Raw genomic sequence first — 16,505 nt, 5'->3', positions numbered from 1 at the left:
GTTGTAAAGCCGGGTGAATTTGTTCCCGATTTCATTAAGACTCTCGCAAAACATAGCCCACACCTCGAACGGTTTGAATCAGACGTTTTTCCCCTTCGACTTCTATTTTAAGACGAAGATAACGAATATAAACTTCAATCACATTCGATTCCCCGAGAAAATCATAACCCCAAACATTTTCGAGGATTTGTTCGCGGGTTAAAACTTCTCGCGGATGTTCCATTAAATATCGCAGCAGGTCAAATTCTTTCATGGTTAATTCAATCGTTCGACCGTTGCGAAAAGCGCATCGACTCCCCAAATCTAATACTAATTCGCCAAAGCGCAGTTGATCGGTATTGCGATCGGTCGGTTGCAGGTAGAGACGCACCAACTGTAAAAAGGATTCCGTGCGATAGGGTTTGAGGAAGTAATCATCGGCACCGGATTCTAAACAAGCCACCCGATCTTCTACGGTATCTCGCGCCATAAACACCAACATCGGGGTGCGGTTTCCCTGATTTCTCAGATGACGACACAGGGTTAATCCCGACTCTCCCCCCAACATTCGATCGACGACGATCAAAGCCGGTTGGATTTCAGTGGCTCGGTGCAACCCCAGAGCCACATTAGAAGCCACAACGGGATAATAGCCCGATTCTTGTAAATCTAAGCTGACGTGTTGGGCTAAGAGTTCGTCGGATTCGATCACTAAAATTGAAGGATGATGCTCACCAGCAATTAAACTCATTGACAAATCCCCACCGTAATATTACCCGTTTTACCACGTTATCGGGGTTAATAAAACAATGGGAATTTGGTCTTTGCGATCAAGGCAGTTCAACAGAAGTCGGTTTGGCAATATGGGGCAGTCCCCAACCCAACTTTTCTCGCAAGACTTGGAAAAATTCCGGCGACTTCAGCCGAATAAAATGGGCCGAATGGGGCGATCGCGTTACTCTGACCCGATAATCGGGTAAAACATAACAGCCGCCATTGCCATCAACGACCATCACCAAACGGTTCGGACTGGCCGCATAAATGGTCACGGGTTCTTTTTCGGCATAAATTAAGGCTCTCGAGGCCAGAGAATGGGGACAAATGGGCAGCAGTTGCAAAACCCCCACATCGGGTGTAACAACGGCACCGCCTGCCGACAGAGAATAGGCCGTCGAACCGGTTGGGGTAGAGATGATCACCCCATCGGCGGCTATATCAACCGGAGCGTGCCGGCCAATTTCCACCTCAAAATGGCACATACAGGTCATCGGTTCGCGATGCAAGACCATTTCATTGAGACAGAGGGCTTCCCAGAGTAACTTATCGTCTTGATAAATCTCCACAGAAAGCATCGCCCGTTCTTCGAGGGTGTAATCTCCGGCCATCACCTGTTCGACAACGGTTGGCAACTGGTTGATGTAAGTTTCGGTCAAAAATCCCATGTGACCTGTATTGATGGTCAGCATGGGAATGCCTTTGGGGGCAACTTGGCGAGAGGCCGATAATACCGTGCCATCTCCACCGAGAACAATGGCAAACGTCATCTCCTCATCGAACCCGGTCGGTGCAAGTTGATCGACGGGGGTACGACAGAGGGGGCGATCCGGATTAGAATAGCCGAGTAAACCTCCCACCCCGGTTGCCATCTGGACTTGCCAGCCATTAGAAGTCAGCTTGTCTTTCAACTCGGCAGCAATTCGACAAGCTGCTGATTTAGCATCGTTATAAATAATCCCAGCTTTGGGCACGCCAATTAACTTAACTTAGGTTTAAAAAAAATGTAATTCAACAAAAAGCTTGAAATCAGCTTTTAAATTTTGATTCCCCCGAGTTAATTCAGGGTTTTCGATCGAAATTAATCGAAATTAACAGTAAGTCGCTCAGGGTTTGAGCCGCATGGCGATCGGGTTAAAGTTCACACGCGATCGCTTTTGTACCCCGGATTGAACATCGCGGGGCTGTCTTCTGTGCTGCTTCCCCCATAACTTAAACTGAATTCTACCATAATTTGAGTTCCCCCAAACCAACATTTAACCCCACCTCGACGACAAGATTAAACGGTTGGGACGATCGCGGTCGGTGCGGTCGGGATTAAGTTTTCTTAAAGGGCGTTCTTTTTTGTTTCCGTTTTTTCTGTTTTTCCCGTTCGTATTCGACTTCTTTAATTTTCTTCATAATCCGGCCGTAGTAATCTTGGAGGTAGTCTTCGAGAGTGGTCATCTCGGCCGGATCGAAACCGAAGACGCCGTAGGTTTCTTCCATAGAGGCTTTCAGGGGTTGACCGGTGGCGGTGACTTCGGCAAAGGCGAGGCGATCGGAGATGTTTAACGTCCACTGGAACCAACGGGTCAGACTGCGGACAAATCTTAACACGCTGGTGGGGGTGCGGGTAATTTTGGCATCTTTGCCGGAGAGTCGCTCGCACAGGCGGATAATTTCGTCGGCCGACCAAGCCCGGGAACCGACGACGGGGAAGCTTTTGTTTTCGGTTTCCGCAACCGAGAGGGCGCGAATGGCAAATTTGGCGATATCTTGGGTATCCATATAGGCGATCGGAGAACTCACCCCCGGAACCCAAGCCGATTGACCTTCTAGAATGGGGATGGCATACTGACCGATCAAGCCTTGTAAAAATCCACAGGGTTTTAAAATGGTGTATTTTAAACCGGACTCGGCTAAAAATAGCTCCGTGCAGTGTTTGATATCAAGGAGCGGGACTTGTTTGTATTTTTCCGCATCGAGGAAGGAGATAAAGATATAACGTTCGATCCCTGCGGCTTGGGTTGCTTGGATCAGCGACAGTTTACCCTTCCAATCGACATCTTTTATGCTTAAAGAATCTGTCGGTCGGGAGGTGGCGGCGTCAATGACCGCAGTTACCCCTTCCAGGGCGGGTTTGAGGGTTTCCGGTTTGCAGAGATCTCCGGGGACCAGTTCGGCTCCCCATTCTTTGAGAAACGCCGAACGGCCGTAACTGCGGACCAAGCAACGAACCTGATAGCCTTCATCCAACGCCCGACGAGCTATCTGTCTACCTAGAGTGCCAGTAGCACCCACGATTAATATAGTCATGAATAGATCGATATTAAACTTAAACTTAACTTAAGATCGTATCAGAAGATCTCTCATTTTTTAACAAAACTTCATAAATTTCTGAGAATCGAGCGGGACTGGGGGCTTTAGCGAGGGCGGTTTCGCCGTCTTTGTTCCATGATGTCGGCAAACTGACGGCGTTGTTCGGGACTCAGCACCTCCCGAACTTCGAGAATAATCTCAAACTGTAATTTGCTCATCTCCTGCTTGAGGCGGAGCAATTCATCGTACTGCTGACGTATTTCACTTTGGCTGGCGCTGCTCGATAGGAGTTGTTGCAGTTGTTGTTGAGCTTGACGGACAAGTTGTTTGTGTTGGGAGATGCGATCTTTATACTGAGCGTGAATCTTTTGCATTTTCTGTTTCTGCTCGGGTGTGGCATTTAACCGTTCCAGCAAATGTTCTGTATCGTCTGGTTCTCCAGCATACATTTTCCCTTGAGCCAGTATTTGCGGGTTGCTCAGTTGCCAAGTGACAGCATTGGCGATCGCTCCTGTGTTCGCCAATAATAACAGCGTTAACCCAAAAACCCAAGATCTCAACATACCTTTAATAATGTCACCTATTTGTTAAAAATTTTAATCTGGGGAGCCGTCTGATATCGTTAACCAATTGGTTTCTTGAGTTTCTTCCATTGCTCCATACCAATTACTTTCAATGAAACCTTCTAACTGAGCTTGTTCGCTCGGAGTCAGGGAGGAAGTATTGACGAGCCGATAACCCATCGACACCAAAGTCAAACCGGCGGCAATCCATGAGAAAATCGATCGCAGCGATCGCAAAGTTCCGGTTGAGACGGGGGTCGGGGTAGACATTGACGGTTGTAATGAATCCTCCTGGCTATCGAGAGCCGCGAGAATTTTTTCTTCTAAATCGGGTGTCGCCTCGGGAACTGGGGGACGATGTTGCTTGAGAAAATTAATCAACGCTCGATCGTTAGTTGGCAACTCACTCATAGGTTGACTCCTTCACGTTGCAAAAATTTCCGCAGAGCGGCTCTAGCATGAAATAAACGGGACTTCACGGTTCCTAAAGGGATATCTAAGATTTCGGCGATTTCTTTTTGAGGGATTTCCTCTAGATCGTGCAGTACAATCACGGTGCGATGTTGAAAGGTTAGATGCTCTAATCCCCGTTGTACCAAATCTTGATAATGCAGGTGCATCAAATCAGGAGAATTAGCCCCAGATGAAACCATCTCACCATCACCGGTGGGATCGATGGTTTTGAGTTTGGACTGAAAGGTATTATTTCTCGCCAGGGTTCGGCGGCGATCGGTGGCCACATTCCAGGTGATCCGATAGAGCCAAGTCGAAAAGGTTGCCGGTTGCTTGAGTAAGGGTAAGCCTTTCCACACCCGCAAGAACACATCCTGCACCAAATCATCAAGGGACTCAGAGCCGCAGAGTTGATAGAGGGTTGACCTCACTTTTCGGTGATAACGTTGGTAGAGGTAGCGAAAGCATTGGCGATCGCCCTTCTGACACTGTTGTACCAAAAAGGCATCAGAGCAGTCATCAGTTAGCATATTGGTGGTATCCTGAACGAACACCTGCGAATTCTCCTTTTTTGCAGTACCCTTTCTGGTCTACTCATTAGAGACTCACAGATGTTCTTAAAGGTTCAATCTTGATGTCTGGCTTTTTCTGAGAAACTGCTCCTTTATTTTATTTACCCCAGTTTTTTGGAGAGCAAACACTTACACAGTTGAGAGGCGCCGCGATCGAGTGCTTGTTCGGCGGCTTGCGGGAGTTGTTCGGGTGAACGATCCGCTTTGGGAATGGTGCTGGCGATGCCAAAACTCATCGACAAGTATTGTCCCTCGCATCTAGATTCGGGCGTTAATTTAATTTTCTCAACTTTGGTTTGAATCGTTTCAACCAGTTGGATAGCTTGGGCGGAGTTGGCTTTGGGTAACAACACGGCGAACTCCGTTTCATCATAGCGAGTGACCAGATGATGAGGATTTTTGACCGCAGCGTTAATGGCTTGAGCCACTTGTTTTAGGAATTGTCCGGCTGCGTATTCTCCATAGGTTTCTCTATAGAAGGGATAGTAGTTTAGATCGCACAATACCATTGATAGCGGCGAGCATTCTTGGGTGAGATGTTCCCATTTTTTGTACAGATATTCGTTGAAACTTTGGCGATTGAGCAGTTGAGTTAAGCTATCAATTCCTGATAAGTATTTGAGTTTCTTTTTGGCTTCTTCGAGTTGCTGATAGAGTGAGGCTTGATTGATGGCGACTGAGAGTTGATTGGCAAAACTGTAAATTAAATTTAAATCCGATTCTTGCCAACTGTGTCCCGGATTTTGCATGACTAAACTCAGACTTCCCCAAATCTCGGCGTGAGAATATAAGGGTACGGGTAGCCAAGCACCCGGACAATTTGCCATAAATTCATCGATTTTATTTTCGTCTGTTTTCGGTTTTTGATGTGAATTTGAGTGGGCGTTTAAATCGGCGGGTTCTTTTCGGGAAATTGAGGCTTTCTCTTGGGCTAATTTAACGAAACTGCGAGAATCAAAGCGCAATAATCGCGGATGAACTAATCTTTTAATCGGTTCTAAACTTTCTCTAGAATTGACGGTTTCGGCATCGGGAGAACGGTATTCGGCTCGACTCAACCAGCATTGTTCATCGGAGAGATATTCAACAATTTGCACCGATAACACGGGAAAGAGTTTACCAATTTCTTCGACGGCTGCTGCAAAAACGATCTCTAGGTTGAGTGAGGATCTGATCACTTGAGTCAGACGGTTGAGCGCTTGTTCCCGTCGATTTTGTTGTTTGATTTCTAAAGCCATGAGTTTGCTATCGGTGATGTCAATTGCTCGACAAAGATAGCCTTTAAACTGATTTTCTTGATTTCGGAGAACGTTAATTGACAACTTAACCCAAATTAATTGGGCTTGTTTGTGGTGCAATTTTATTTCGTAAGTTTCTTCTTTTTTGGGTAGATTTTTATAGGAACAAAGCTGAGAAAATGCCGGATGATCTCGATCCAAGAAAAAATGAAACGATTTTCCGCTCATTTCTTCTATTGTGTACCCGAGCATTTCTGCCATCTTGGGATTTAAAAATGCGATCTTTTTATCTCGGTCTAAAATTACGATTCCTTCGAGTCGGGTTCCGAGGAATTGATGAGATAGCTGTTGAATATCGTTGAAATTAACCAGGGGATCAACAGAACTGTACTCGACCTCCGAATAAGCTGTGATTCCAGAGGAACCATAATTTTCTAACAGCGGCATTTCTTGATGACACTGTATACAGAATCCGATCTTTTTGTGACCGCTAATATGAACCAATAGGGGTTCAGAACAGCATGGACATAAAAACTTATGCACGGTTCCAACTCACCTCCTCCTTTTTTTTCTTGATTAAATAGAGGTTATAGGATCTAGGATAAGTCAGCGAGTGAACTTTATTTATAGTTCTTTACAATTCTTATGTAAACTGAGAGTGAAATCAAATCGATTTCGGAGAATCTGAGGCTAATGTTGGGGAGAGTTTGAAGTTCTCAAACATTTTCTAAACTTTTAATACATTTTCGGAGAGTGGTTTTGTTAATACGCATCCATCTAAAGAAGTATATTGGTTAAATTAACAAAAATCACTCCCCGGAGATAGTATCCTAAAACACAGGATTGACAACTTTTTCTTTAACGAATTGTTAGCAAATAACTTTCGTGCAATTTAATATTGGGAATTGTCAACCGCACAGTTTGATTATTGAGAGAAAATTGCTCTTGTTTAATGGTGCTAAGTTGGGGAATTATTTTCTCTCCTGAGTCGGGAATTCTCGCCACCGCCAAGGTTAACGGTTTTTGAGAGCGAGCAATTTCAAGCTGTTGTAAATTTCTCAGCGTCAGGACAACGGTTGCGGTTCCCGGTGAGGCTAAGTGTTGAAAATAACCGAGCAGAATTTGAGCTTCACCTTTGGGGTTGGACTGACTGGCTAAGGCGACGACCCGGGGGTTGCTCGACTCGCTCTTGACCCGAGAACTCAGGCCGTCGGCATAGGCTTTGTACACCCACCAAACGGCCCTCGGGGCTGATTGATCGGGGCTGACCAAACCATCGAGACTTTCATTAAAACAATTATTGCGTCCGCCTCCGAGGGGTTCCCAACAGGCTTTTGCAGCACCCTCAACTCGACTTTGTTCGGTATACGCTAGATATCCTAAATTTTCTCCGGGGCGATATTGAGCAATTGGCCCGACAATTTCATTGAGATAAATTTTCTGAATTTTTAGGCTTTGATACTTGGGATTTTGGATAAATGAACGCCGAACTTCATCGACATGATCGTTAATTCGGATAATGTCTTGATCGTTGAGTTCATGCCAAGAAATAAAGTTCACTTCCAGGTTATTTTCTTGACAATAATCTAAAAATTCTCGGAGAAAACGTTTATCATACTTGGCAATACTCGGCCCTCCAATCAATACGTTTGGCCCCAATTCTTGACGAATTACAGTATAAGCTCGTTTGTAGGTTTCAAAAAACTGTTTTCGACTTCCTCGCCAAAAGGGATCTTTGATGTCCGGCTCGTTCCAAACATCCCAGGTCATGTTTTTATTTTTATGTTGTTGAGCGACTTTTCTAACGTGTTCTTCCCATTGACTATAGTTTTCATAAGGCCAGGGTCTACCTGCATTACCGTAGCCCCAAGTATCACTTAATAATAACTGAAATTCGGAACCCAAGCCGGTAATTCGAGGATATTGATTTAAGTTTGATGATCGCCATAATTTTGGTTGCAACGGGCTTATCATATTATTGGGCGGCTTGTTATCCCCAATTCCATATAAAAAACCGCTCATCGAATGAATTCCCCGGACGGGCGCACCAAAATCAATGGTAACGGTGGCTTGAGTTTGTCCAAAAACTGGTAATTGTTGGCTGAAAAAGGTAACTAATGTAAAACCGATCAATAGCAGGGCAAAAAAGATTTTGAATGGCTTTTTTTGACCCCGTTTGAGGCGGGCTAAAAGATTAAACTGGTTTAATTTTTCCATTAATAAAGTTTGAACAGAAAATAACGATTAATAGAGTCGTGCTATCAAGCAGGACAGCAAAAAGGAGGAATGAATTTGTTTATTTTCCATTCTCTCCTTTTTTAATTGTAGTTTAATTTTAGCGCATGGTTACGAATTCTTCACCGCTCGTGGGGTGAATTCCCATTGTATTATCAAAATCTTTCTTCGTCGCTCCCATGTTCACGGCGATCGCCACTCCTTGAATGAGTTCCGCTGCTTCTTTCCCAACCATATGCGCCCCTAAAACGCGATCGGTGTTGGTTTCAACAACTAACTTCATAAACACTTTTTCATCGGAGCCTGTTAAACTATGAAACAGGGGACGAAAACGAACCGTATAGCATTTTATTTCCTCTCCAAATTTTGCTTTGGCTTGTTCTTCGGACATTCCCACTGTTGCGGCTTCCGGTTGAGAAAAAACGGCTGTGGCAATATTTTCGTAGGTAATAAATCGAGGATTATGACCATATTCGGTATCGGCAAAAGCCCGACCTTCCGCAATAGCAACCGGGGTTAAATTTACCCGATCCGTGCAGTCTCCGACGGCATAAATATGAGGTTGAGAAGTTTGGCTATCCGGGGTAACGGCGATCGCACCATTGTTGACTTCAACGCCGGCATTTTCTAACATTAATCCACCCAAATTGGGTTTTCGACCGGTTGCACAGAGGAGTTGATCGACAATTAAAGGTTTTTCTGCCTGTTCATCGCTGAGGGTAATTTTCAAGCCTTCATCGGTTTTTTCAATCTTTTGAATTGTGGTATTGGTGAGAAAATTAACGCCGTGTTTGCTCATTCCCTCTTGAATATTGCTGCGAATATCTTTATCGAATCCCCGCAAGATATAATCGCGGCGAATAATTTGGCTAACTTCACTCCCCAAACTGTTGAGAATCGAGGCAAATTCTACGCCAATATAACCCCCTCCCCAAACGGCAAACCGCTTCGGTTGTTCGGTTAAAAGGAACATATCATCCGAGGAAATTGTATATTCAATTCCGGGGATTTCCGGTTTAACGGGATGCCCTCCGGTGGCGATTAAAATTTTATCGGCCGTAACTTTGCGATCGCCAACTTCTAAAGTATGCGGATCGATAAATTTGGCGTATCCCTGTATCAGTTCAACCCCGGCTTTTTCCAAAAAACTAATGTGTAATTGGCTCAAACGTCGCACTTCTTTATCGACGACATCGACTAATTTTTTCCAATCAAAAGAGGGTTCAACTTCGCTCCAACCGTAGCCGAGTGCATCTTTATAGGTGTGGGAAAAATGGGAAGCGTAGACCATCAATTTTTTCGGAACGCAGCCCCGAATGACGCAAGTTCCGCCGACTAAATCATTTTCTGCGATCGCCACCTTTGCCCCGTAGGAAGCCGCCCGTTTGGAAGAAGCCAAGCCACCCGAACCGGCACCAATTACAAATAGATCGTAGTCATAAGCCATAATTAAATTACCTCGTGTAGAGAATTTCTCCAGTTGTTTCGCTGTGGTCAACTCGATTTTACCTTTAACTTCTATTATAACTGAGTTTGCGTGTAAATTCAGCTAAAATAAAAGTAGAAGTTCAATGGAGTGATTAACCTTGAAACTGATTTTAGTGGCGCCCAACCCCGCTTTAACTGCGGCTTTTCGAGAACATTTTCATTATTTACCGGATGTCCAAATTATTAATAGCTCTTTTGAGGCGGTATCGGAGTACGATTGTTTGGTGAGTCCCGCCAATTCTTTTGGGCTGATGGATGGGGGAATAGATGCGGCAATTATTCGTTATTTTGGCAAAGAATTAATGGTGCGAGTTCAAGAAAAGATTTTAACAGAATATCTCGGCGAACAACCGGTAGGAACATCTTTAATTGTTGAAACCCAACATCTCAAACATCCTTTTTTAGCCCATACGCCAACCATGCGGGTTCCGATGTCGATCGCCGGAACCGATATTCCTTATACGGCAATGTGGGCGATGTTGTTGGAAATTCGCCGTCATAATTTACATCATAAACGACAAATTGAATCGGTTCTTTGTCCGGGTTTGGGGACGGGAATTGGTAAAGTTCCTTATTCGGAAGCCGCCCGTCAAATGGCGTTAGCTTACGACCATTTTGTTTATCCGCCGACTTCTATTAATACTTTTTTTGCGGCAGAAAGACAGCTTGAAATTTGGGAGGGTCGAAACCGAACTTAAGTTTAAGTTGAAATCGTAATTTTTGAGATAATCTCTATTTTGATTTACAACTTAGGCATGGCGAACAACTCCACATTTTGATTATTTATTATAACTGTGAACAGTTTTTTTCAATCAACTAACTTTGTAAAGCGTGTAAAATTGCAAATAAACCCTGATTTTCTAATAACTGTTCGTGATTTCCCACTTCTACAATTTTACCGTTTTCTAAGACAACAATTCGATCTGCTTTGCGAATAGTGGAGAGACGGTGGGCGACAATAAACGTGGTTCGATTTTCCATCAACCGATCTAACGCTTCTTGAATTAACGACTCAGAAACCGTATCCAAAGAACTGGTTGCTTCATCCAAAATTAACACGCGCGGATCGCGAATTAAAGCCCGTGCAATGGCGATGCGTTGGCGCTGTCCCCCCGAGAGTTTAACGCCATTTTCACCGATTTGAGTTTCCAATCCGTAGGGAAGATTTTGGATAAATTCATCGGCGTTTGATTCGCGAATGGCTTGCTTTAACCGTCGTTCCCCAACAGAATCTTTTCCATATAAAATATTTTCTCGAACCGTTCCCTCAAATAAGATTGTTTCCTGAGAAACCACAGATAAAAACTGGCGGTAAGTTCTTAAATCTAGAGAGTTCATATCCTGTCCATCCAGTTTTATTTTACCCGAAGTTGGACGCAAAAACCCAATAATTAAGTTTAACAATGTGGATTTTCCCGCCCCGGACGGCCCAACAATGGCGATAGTTTCTCCGGGTTTGACGTGTAGAGAAAAATCGGTAATGGCGGTTTGTTGTGTGCTTTCGGGATAAACAAAAGAAACCGACTCAAAACTAAACTCACCTTTTAGCCGTTTAATAGGGGTTTTTCCGTGATTATGTTCGACATCGGGAGATTCTAAAACTTCCCCAATACTTGACAGCGCCTCGAACCCTTTTCCAATTTGAGGAAGTACCCCCAAAATCTGCACAACTGAACCTGTAATTGAATCAAAATATCCGGTTAATAACACCACATCTCCGACTGTAATTCCCCATTTTCCGGTATAGGCTAACCAAGCGGAACTCAGCAAGCAAACCAAGTTAAAAGAACGCAAACTGACCCAAGATGCGGAATTGGCTAAAGCATTAATTGAGTCGAGTCGAATACTGGCTTCTTTGAGGGTTTTTAAGCGTTTTTCTGTGCGATAAATTTCCGCTTCTTCAACGCCGTGAGCGCGAGTAATGGGAATCAATTTCAGCATTTCAATTAAATAGGCTGATGTGGTTTCCATTTGTTGGCGAAAAACCGAATTTCGAGAACGAATTGGCCCTCTAAAATTGCGGACTAAGATAACCGCTACCGGAATTGTTCCTAAGAAAAATATCAAAAATCCTGGCGCACGAATGGCGGTAACGGTAATTGCGATTAAAATCGTTAAAATCGCCGACGGGAGAAACTGAAAAATATGATTTGTTAACAGGGCGACGGCTTCGACATCCCGCAGGAGTTTATTTTGAATTGCGCCGGAATTGCGCTGTTTATGAAAACCAATTGAAAGGTATTGTAACTGACGGGTAATTGCCGATCTGAGGTTGTATTCCATTGTATGAGTTGCGGTACTCAACAACCGAATATGCAAGTAATGAGTCGGAGTATTTTGTAAAATTGAAAAGGCTAAAATTGCCCCATTAATCCACAATTGGGATAAACTATGATTGTTGGGATTGGTGATAATATCGATGATATTGGCTATAATTAACGGGCGAATCCATTCCGGGCTGTGTTTGATGATGTAAAATAGCATTGATAGCCCAATATATCCCCGATCTTTTTGATAGAGGTTGAGTAGGGTTTTAAACGGGCGATCGCTCCGATAGTTGGAAAACAACTGATTCGGTAAAGGTTGAGAAGATGAAGTTGAATGATTCACGGGAATTCTAAGTTAGGGGTTAAAGACTATTGTGTATTATTGTTATATTTTAAAAAATTTCAACTGGGTTGGCGCTGGCAGTTTATAATGATCTAAAGACTGTGGGCGCTCATCCCAACAACAAATCGAGAAAAAAATTAATTCTTTGTGGTGCTTTAGCGCAGATTTATAGGGCGCTCATCCCAACAACAAGCCGATAAAAAAGTAAGTTCGTTGTGGTGCTTTAGCGCAGATTTATAGGGCGCTCATCCCAACAACAAACCGATAAAAAAGAATAACTTCGTTGTTGCAATGCGGCATCGATAATTTTGGGCTGAAGCCCAACAACAAACAGAAATTATTTAGCTTTACAGTCGCGCAACCACAACCGAATCGCTTCGGCGATCGCACTTTTGCTGGTTTCACCGGGAACCGGATAAAATCCATATCTCGGATAAGAACTCGACTTAGAAAACATCTTTTCAAACTCCCAACCCGACGAACTTTTTCGCAAAAATAACCAATGATATTGTTGAACTCGAATCACTTTATTGTTATAATATTGTCGTTGCCAAGTTTTTAGATAAACGAGGAAAGTTTCATCGGGATAATCCAAATTCACGTTAAACGGTAAAGGTTCGAGTTCATCTAATTTTCCGGCGAGTAAAATAGAAGTATCTCGTTTAGAATCACGACTGTTACTCCGACGTTCAATCACCCGATTGGTATAACTGGGTAAATCCGGTAACATTTCGTCGAGTAAGGTTTGTAAATCAGCCGGACAAGTTTGTTGATTAACAGAATTTGGACGAATAATCGTTCGAGAAACCGTTAACGCACTGACCGAAAGAGGAGTAACAGTATTAATCTCAATTGCAAAAACAATAACGCTCATAAAAAATAGACGGGTAATTTTCCGAAGTTTCAGAACCTTAAAAAAATCTTGTGTTTTCCTCAAAAATTCAATCCTCGGGTTAACAAAATGATAAAATCTAAAATCAATAGATGACATCAGCTTACCTGTTTATCATAATGGGTTCGTCGGCTGTCACTCCAAACCCCAAACCTGAAACCTCAAACTTTGTTAACTCCAGACGGGTATAACCCAAAAAATTGCGGAAATCCCCCCATCAGCAGGTTAAAAACGGTACCCAAGAAACGTTACAGTATTAGGTGAGGTCGGTTATCCCCTCAAGGTTAACCCGAAGTTAAAATAGAAAACTCTATGAAGAACGAAAAACAACAATCTCGAATAAAATCAATTTTGAAATCCTTAGTAGCTTTCGGGATAGTTTTTACTTTAATCTTCTCACAGGCCGATTTTGCACTGGCGGCCCGCAGTGGTGGACGCATTGGCGGTGGTTCCTTTAGAACCCCGAGAACCTACGCACCCGGCCCAACCCGAGCGCCGGGGGGTTACGGTGGCGGCGGCTTTGGCTTCCCCTTCCTGATTCCTTTCTTTGGTTTCGGGGGATTTGGTAGCCTATTTACAGTCTTCATCTTTATTGCGATCGCGAATTTCCTGGTGAGAAGCTTCCAGTCGGCGGCATCCGGAGGCGAAGAAACAGGCGGTTACGGACGCATGGGCGTGTCTGTTGGGCGCGTACAGGTCGGTTTGCTGGCCGAGGGTCGCAGCTTACAAGATGACTTAGATCGCATCGCTCAAAACGCAGATACCGGTTCGGCTGAAGGTCGCGCCCAAGTCTTACAGGAAGCCACGTTAGCCCTGTTGCGCCATCCCGAATATTGGGCTTATGGTGCGGCTGAAACCACACGCGCCGGAATGGAATCTGCTGAGTCTCAATTTAATCAGTGGGCGATCGCGGAACGCAGCAAATTCACCGAAGAAACGCTCTCTAATTATAATAACCAACTTTCCGGTCAAACCGCACCCGCAATCAAATCTGCTGAAACGGGTAACGGCGAAATTGTTCCCCAAGAAAGTCAAGCGCCGGGAGAATATATTGTTGTAACTTTGGTTGTGGGAACGGTTGGTAAGTTAGAATTACCGAAGGTTAATAGCGCTCAAGATTTGCGTCAAGCTGTTAGCCGTTTGGGTTCTGTGGGTCCGGAACAATTGTTAGCAGTAGAAGTTTTATGGACTCCCCAAGCCAAAGGAGATACACTTTCTACTGATGATATGTTGGCAAATTATCCCAACTTGGCGCTCGTTTAATTCCCCGTTTAATTGAATCGACTAAAAGACCCGGTTTCGCAGAAGAAGCCGGGTTTTTCGGGTTTAGCTTTAACCCATCCTACAATCTAATAACTATTAATTATTTTAACCGCCAAGGAGGGTTAATTCGATTTTCTCCCGCCGAGTAGAGACAAATTCTGTTCCCATCTGGGTCAAGTAAATAACTCTCTCTCCACAGCCAACTTTGGTCTGTTGGTTCACTTTCAAAATCATATCCAGCAGCTTGTAATTGTTTAACTTTTTCATCGAGGTGATCGCATTCAAAATAAATGGTTGTCGTTGGGTTTGCTGTAACTGATTCCACCTTTTCTAAAGAAAAAGTCGCCTCTCCATCGGGACACAAAAACCGAGAATAATGTAAGTCTTCTGTGGCGACAATTTGAATCAATCCCAATCCTTGATAAAACTGAATGGATTTATTCATGTCTGTCACACCAATCGTGACTTGATTTAATTTCATCGTATCTTCCCTCATCTATAATTCGTTGAGTTTAATGTTGTCAGTAGGTTTAAAATATGATACAACCAAGAGTGCTGCAAATTTTAGCTGTAAATTATTCTTTAAAGTTTGCCTTTTTGACCGATCCCTTATTCAAAATTGGTAATAAATCTGTCTCGATTTTAGCCGTTTTAAATTTAACAATTTCATTAATTGTTGCCATTTTACTTTCTCGGCTATTCAAGCAATTGTTAAAACAACAACTGCTGACAAAATTAAAAATAGATGCGAGTAACCGAGAAGTTCTTTCAACAATTTTGGGTTATGGAGTTGGGGTTTTAGGCTGTATTTTAGTTTTACAAGCTAACGGTATTGATGTTGCTTCTCTCGCTATTTTAGCCGGCGGTTTGGGTATTGGGATTGGGTTTGGGTTACAAGATATTACTAAAAATTTTGTTAGCGGTTTAACGATTTTACTCGAACGAAAAATTAAAGTTGGAGATTTTATCGAATTAGATGGGATGAGTGGTTATGTTAAAGAAATTTCGATTCGTTCGACTTTAATTGAAACGTTCGATCAATTTGATGTGGTTGTTCCCAACAGTCAACTCGTTGAAAATCGTTTGGTGAATATGAGTTTAGATAGCTTCCGGGGACGGATTAAAATTCCCGTTGGTGTTGCTTATGGAAGCGATCCGGTTATTGTTACCGAAATTTTGTTAGACTGTGCTTATAACGAACCCAATGTTTTACACGATCCTTCGCCAAAAGTTAAATTTATCGGGTTTGGAGATAATTCTTTAGACTTTGAACTTTGGGTTTATGTCAATCAAATTGATACTCGAATTTCGGTTAAAAGTTCAATTCTCTACATTATTGAACATCAATTTCGTCAGCACGGAATTTCTATTCCTTTTCCTCAAAGAGATTTATGGGTGAGAAATTCCGAAAGTTTAACCTTTTCCCCCCAACTCGAACCCCAGAAACGAAAACTTTCTATTGCTTCTCCCTCTCCGACTGAAATTCCCCCCGAACCCATATTTTTGAAAGATATTTTAAAAAAGGTCTGCTATTTTAAATATTGTAATGATTTCCATCTCAGACAGTTAATAGAACTGGGATATCGGAAAAAGTTTCAAGCTTCAGAAGTTATCTTTCGCGAAGGAGAAACGGGGAATGGATTTTATCTTATTCTATCCGGTTCTGTGGAAGCTTATCTCGAAAAGGTTGACCGACAAATTGATGTTCTTAAAACTCACCAATTTTTCGGGGAATTTTCTTTAATGTTGGGTGTTCCTCAACCGGCTAGCATTCGCTGTTTGGAAGAAACAACGTTATTTATTATTCACAAACATAACTTTCAAGCCTTTATCAAAGACAAGCCGGATTTAGTTAATATTTTAGCAGAAGAACTCGCCAAACGTCAAGAAATTGTCGCCAATTGTCAGATCAAATTGAAAGCGTTAGGGTTAATGGAAGAATCAGAAAACCATCATAATCCTATAGTTTGGATTCGTCAACGCATTCAAAAACTGTTTAATTTTCAACACCTTTCAAAACCCGAAATCCTGTAGCTTGGCTTGATAAAACCTAACATAAATTTACTTTTTTTCAGTTGCGCTTACGCTTAACCAAACCTACAGATAAGGGCGCAAAATCTGCGCCCCTATCATAATT

At 43.1% G+C, this 16,505-nt stretch carries 15 protein-coding genes; 3 read left to right on the top strand and 12 right to left on the bottom strand.

The genetic code is table 11. The annotated features are described in order from the left end of the window. Nucleotides 1-34: 34 nt before the first annotated feature. From nblR to gor, 9 genes are all read right to left on the bottom strand, one after another. Nucleotides 35-730, bottom strand: coding sequence for a response regulator transcription factor NblR (gene nblR, locus ACL6C3_RS10560; protein WP_413167128.1), 696 nt, complete (start codon nucleotides 728-730; stop codon nucleotides 35-37). A gap of 79 nt (nucleotides 731-809) precedes the next feature. After that, nucleotides 810-1,727 carry an NAD(+) kinase gene (locus ACL6C3_RS10555; RefSeq protein WP_413167127.1) on the bottom strand — a complete coding sequence of 306 codons (918 nt, stop codon included), beginning with the start codon at nucleotides 1,725-1,727 and terminating at the stop codon, nucleotides 810-812. 343 nt (nucleotides 1,728-2,070) lie between these two features. Beyond that, complete coding sequence (locus ACL6C3_RS10550) at nucleotides 2,071-3,051, bottom strand: SDR family oxidoreductase (RefSeq protein ID WP_413167126.1); 981 nt, start codon at nucleotides 3,049-3,051, stop codon at nucleotides 2,071-2,073. 107 nt (nucleotides 3,052-3,158) lie between these two features. Beyond that, nucleotides 3,159-3,617 (bottom strand): Spy/CpxP family protein refolding chaperone, encoded by a 459-nt coding sequence (locus ACL6C3_RS10545; protein ID WP_413167125.1) that lies wholly within the window; start codon nucleotides 3,615-3,617, stop codon nucleotides 3,159-3,161. A gap of 33 nt (nucleotides 3,618-3,650) precedes the next feature. Then, a complete protein-coding gene (locus tag ACL6C3_RS10540) occupies nucleotides 3,651-4,028 on the bottom strand; it encodes a hypothetical protein (protein ID WP_413167124.1) in 378 nt (125 codons plus the stop codon). Continuing rightward, nucleotides 4,025-4,600, bottom strand: a complete 576-nt coding sequence (locus ACL6C3_RS10535) for a sigma-70 family RNA polymerase sigma factor (RefSeq protein WP_413168295.1) — start codon at nucleotides 4,598-4,600, stop codon at nucleotides 4,025-4,027. The genes ACL6C3_RS10540 and ACL6C3_RS10535 overlap by 4 nt, the downstream gene beginning before the upstream one ends. Before the next feature lie 143 nt (nucleotides 4,601-4,743). Continuing rightward, entirely contained in the window at nucleotides 4,744-6,327 is a 1,584-nt protein-coding gene (locus ACL6C3_RS10530) for a diguanylate cyclase domain-containing protein (RefSeq protein WP_413167123.1), read from the bottom strand. Between the two features lie 411 nt (nucleotides 6,328-6,738). Next, on the bottom strand, nucleotides 6,739-8,097 hold the full coding sequence (locus ACL6C3_RS10525; RefSeq protein WP_413167122.1) for a GH39 family glycosyl hydrolase: 1,359 nt from the start codon (nucleotides 8,095-8,097) through the stop codon (nucleotides 6,739-6,741). 118 nt (nucleotides 8,098-8,215) lie between these two features. Beyond that, the gene (gene gor / locus ACL6C3_RS10520) at nucleotides 8,216-9,562 is read right to left on the bottom strand and encodes a glutathione-disulfide reductase (RefSeq protein ID WP_413167121.1); all 1,347 of its coding nucleotides are present in this window, start codon (nucleotides 9,560-9,562) and stop codon (nucleotides 8,216-8,218) included. Between the two features lie 139 nt (nucleotides 9,563-9,701). Here gor and ACL6C3_RS10515 point away from each other — a divergent pair, with 139 nt between their 5' ends. After that, nucleotides 9,702-10,301 (top strand): macro domain-containing protein, encoded by a 600-nt coding sequence (locus ACL6C3_RS10515; protein WP_413167120.1) that lies wholly within the window; start codon nucleotides 9,702-9,704, stop codon nucleotides 10,299-10,301. A gap of 118 nt (nucleotides 10,302-10,419) precedes the next feature. Here ACL6C3_RS10515 and ACL6C3_RS10510 read toward each other — a convergent pair whose 3' ends face one another. Together ACL6C3_RS10510 and ACL6C3_RS10505 are read right to left on the bottom strand one after the other, a co-directional pair. Further along, the gene (locus tag ACL6C3_RS10510) at nucleotides 10,420-12,213 is read right to left on the bottom strand and encodes an ABC transporter ATP-binding protein (RefSeq protein WP_413167119.1); all 1,794 of its coding nucleotides are present in this window, start codon (nucleotides 12,211-12,213) and stop codon (nucleotides 10,420-10,422) included. Nucleotides 12,214-12,550: 337 nt separating this feature from the next. Beyond that, complete coding sequence (locus ACL6C3_RS10505) at nucleotides 12,551-13,087, bottom strand: hypothetical protein (protein ID WP_413167118.1); 537 nt, start codon at nucleotides 13,085-13,087, stop codon at nucleotides 12,551-12,553. A 330-nt stretch (nucleotides 13,088-13,417) separates the two neighbouring features. On the opposite strand from ACL6C3_RS10505, the gene ACL6C3_RS10500 reads away from it, so the two are divergent. Further along, on the top strand, nucleotides 13,418-14,368 hold the full coding sequence (locus ACL6C3_RS10500) for a DUF1517 domain-containing protein (protein ID WP_413167117.1): 951 nt from the start codon (nucleotides 13,418-13,420) through the stop codon (nucleotides 14,366-14,368). Between the two features lie 100 nt (nucleotides 14,369-14,468). Here ACL6C3_RS10500 and ACL6C3_RS10495 read toward each other — a convergent pair whose 3' ends face one another. After that, the gene (locus tag ACL6C3_RS10495; protein WP_413167116.1) at nucleotides 14,469-14,849 is read right to left on the bottom strand and encodes a VOC family protein; all 381 of its coding nucleotides are present in this window, start codon (nucleotides 14,847-14,849) and stop codon (nucleotides 14,469-14,471) included. Between the two features lie 56 nt (nucleotides 14,850-14,905). On the opposite strand from ACL6C3_RS10495, the gene ACL6C3_RS10490 reads away from it, so the two are divergent. Further along, nucleotides 14,906-16,402 carry a mechanosensitive ion channel domain-containing protein gene (locus ACL6C3_RS10490; protein ID WP_413167115.1) on the top strand — a complete coding sequence of 499 codons (1,497 nt, stop codon included), beginning with the start codon at nucleotides 14,906-14,908 and terminating at the stop codon, nucleotides 16,400-16,402. The last annotated feature ends 103 nt before the right edge of the window (nucleotides 16,403-16,505 follow it).

Origin of the sequence: Capilliphycus salinus ALCB114379 (assembly GCF_047276495.1) — a bacterium.
GTDB lineage: Bacteria > Cyanobacteriota > Cyanobacteriia > Cyanobacteriales > Microcoleaceae > Capilliphycus > Capilliphycus salinus.
This window is presented reverse-complemented; position numbering and strand designations above follow the sequence as displayed.

Excerpts from the sequence above, each read along its gene's own strand:
- ACL6C3_RS10530 (WP_413167123.1), bottom strand. The coding sequence starts at position 6,327 with ATGCCGCTGTTAGAAAATTATGGTTCCTCTGGAATCACAGCTTATTCG.
- ACL6C3_RS10540 (WP_413167124.1), bottom strand. The coding sequence starts at position 4,028 with ATGAGTGAGTTGCCAACTAACGATCGAGCGTTGATTAATTTTCTCAAG.
- ACL6C3_RS10525 (WP_413167122.1), bottom strand. The coding sequence starts at position 8,097 with ATGGAAAAATTAAACCAGTTTAATCTTTTAGCCCGCCTCAAACGGGGT.
- ACL6C3_RS10550 (WP_413167126.1), bottom strand. The coding sequence starts at position 3,051 with ATGACTATATTAATCGTGGGTGCTACTGGCACTCTAGGTAGACAGATA.
- gor (WP_413167121.1), bottom strand. The coding sequence starts at position 9,562 with ATGGCTTATGACTACGATCTATTTGTAATTGGTGCCGGTTCGGGTGGC.
- ACL6C3_RS10500 (WP_413167117.1), top strand. The coding sequence starts at position 13,418 with ATGAAGAACGAAAAACAACAATCTCGAATAAAATCAATTTTGAAATCC.
- ACL6C3_RS10490 (WP_413167115.1), top strand. The coding sequence starts at position 14,906 with ATGATACAACCAAGAGTGCTGCAAATTTTAGCTGTAAATTATTCTTTA.
- ACL6C3_RS10545 (WP_413167125.1), bottom strand. The coding sequence starts at position 3,617 with ATGTTGAGATCTTGGGTTTTTGGGTTAACGCTGTTATTATTGGCGAAC.
- ACL6C3_RS10495 (WP_413167116.1), bottom strand. The coding sequence starts at position 14,849 with ATGAAATTAAATCAAGTCACGATTGGTGTGACAGACATGAATAAATCC.
- ACL6C3_RS10535 (WP_413168295.1), bottom strand. The coding sequence starts at position 4,600 with ATGCTAACTGATGACTGCTCTGATGCCTTTTTGGTACAACAGTGTCAG.
- nblR (WP_413167128.1), bottom strand. The coding sequence starts at position 730 with ATGAGTTTAATTGCTGGTGAGCATCATCCTTCAATTTTAGTGATCGAA.
- ACL6C3_RS10505 (WP_413167118.1), bottom strand. The coding sequence starts at position 13,087 with ATGAGCGTTATTGTTTTTGCAATTGAGATTAATACTGTTACTCCTCTT.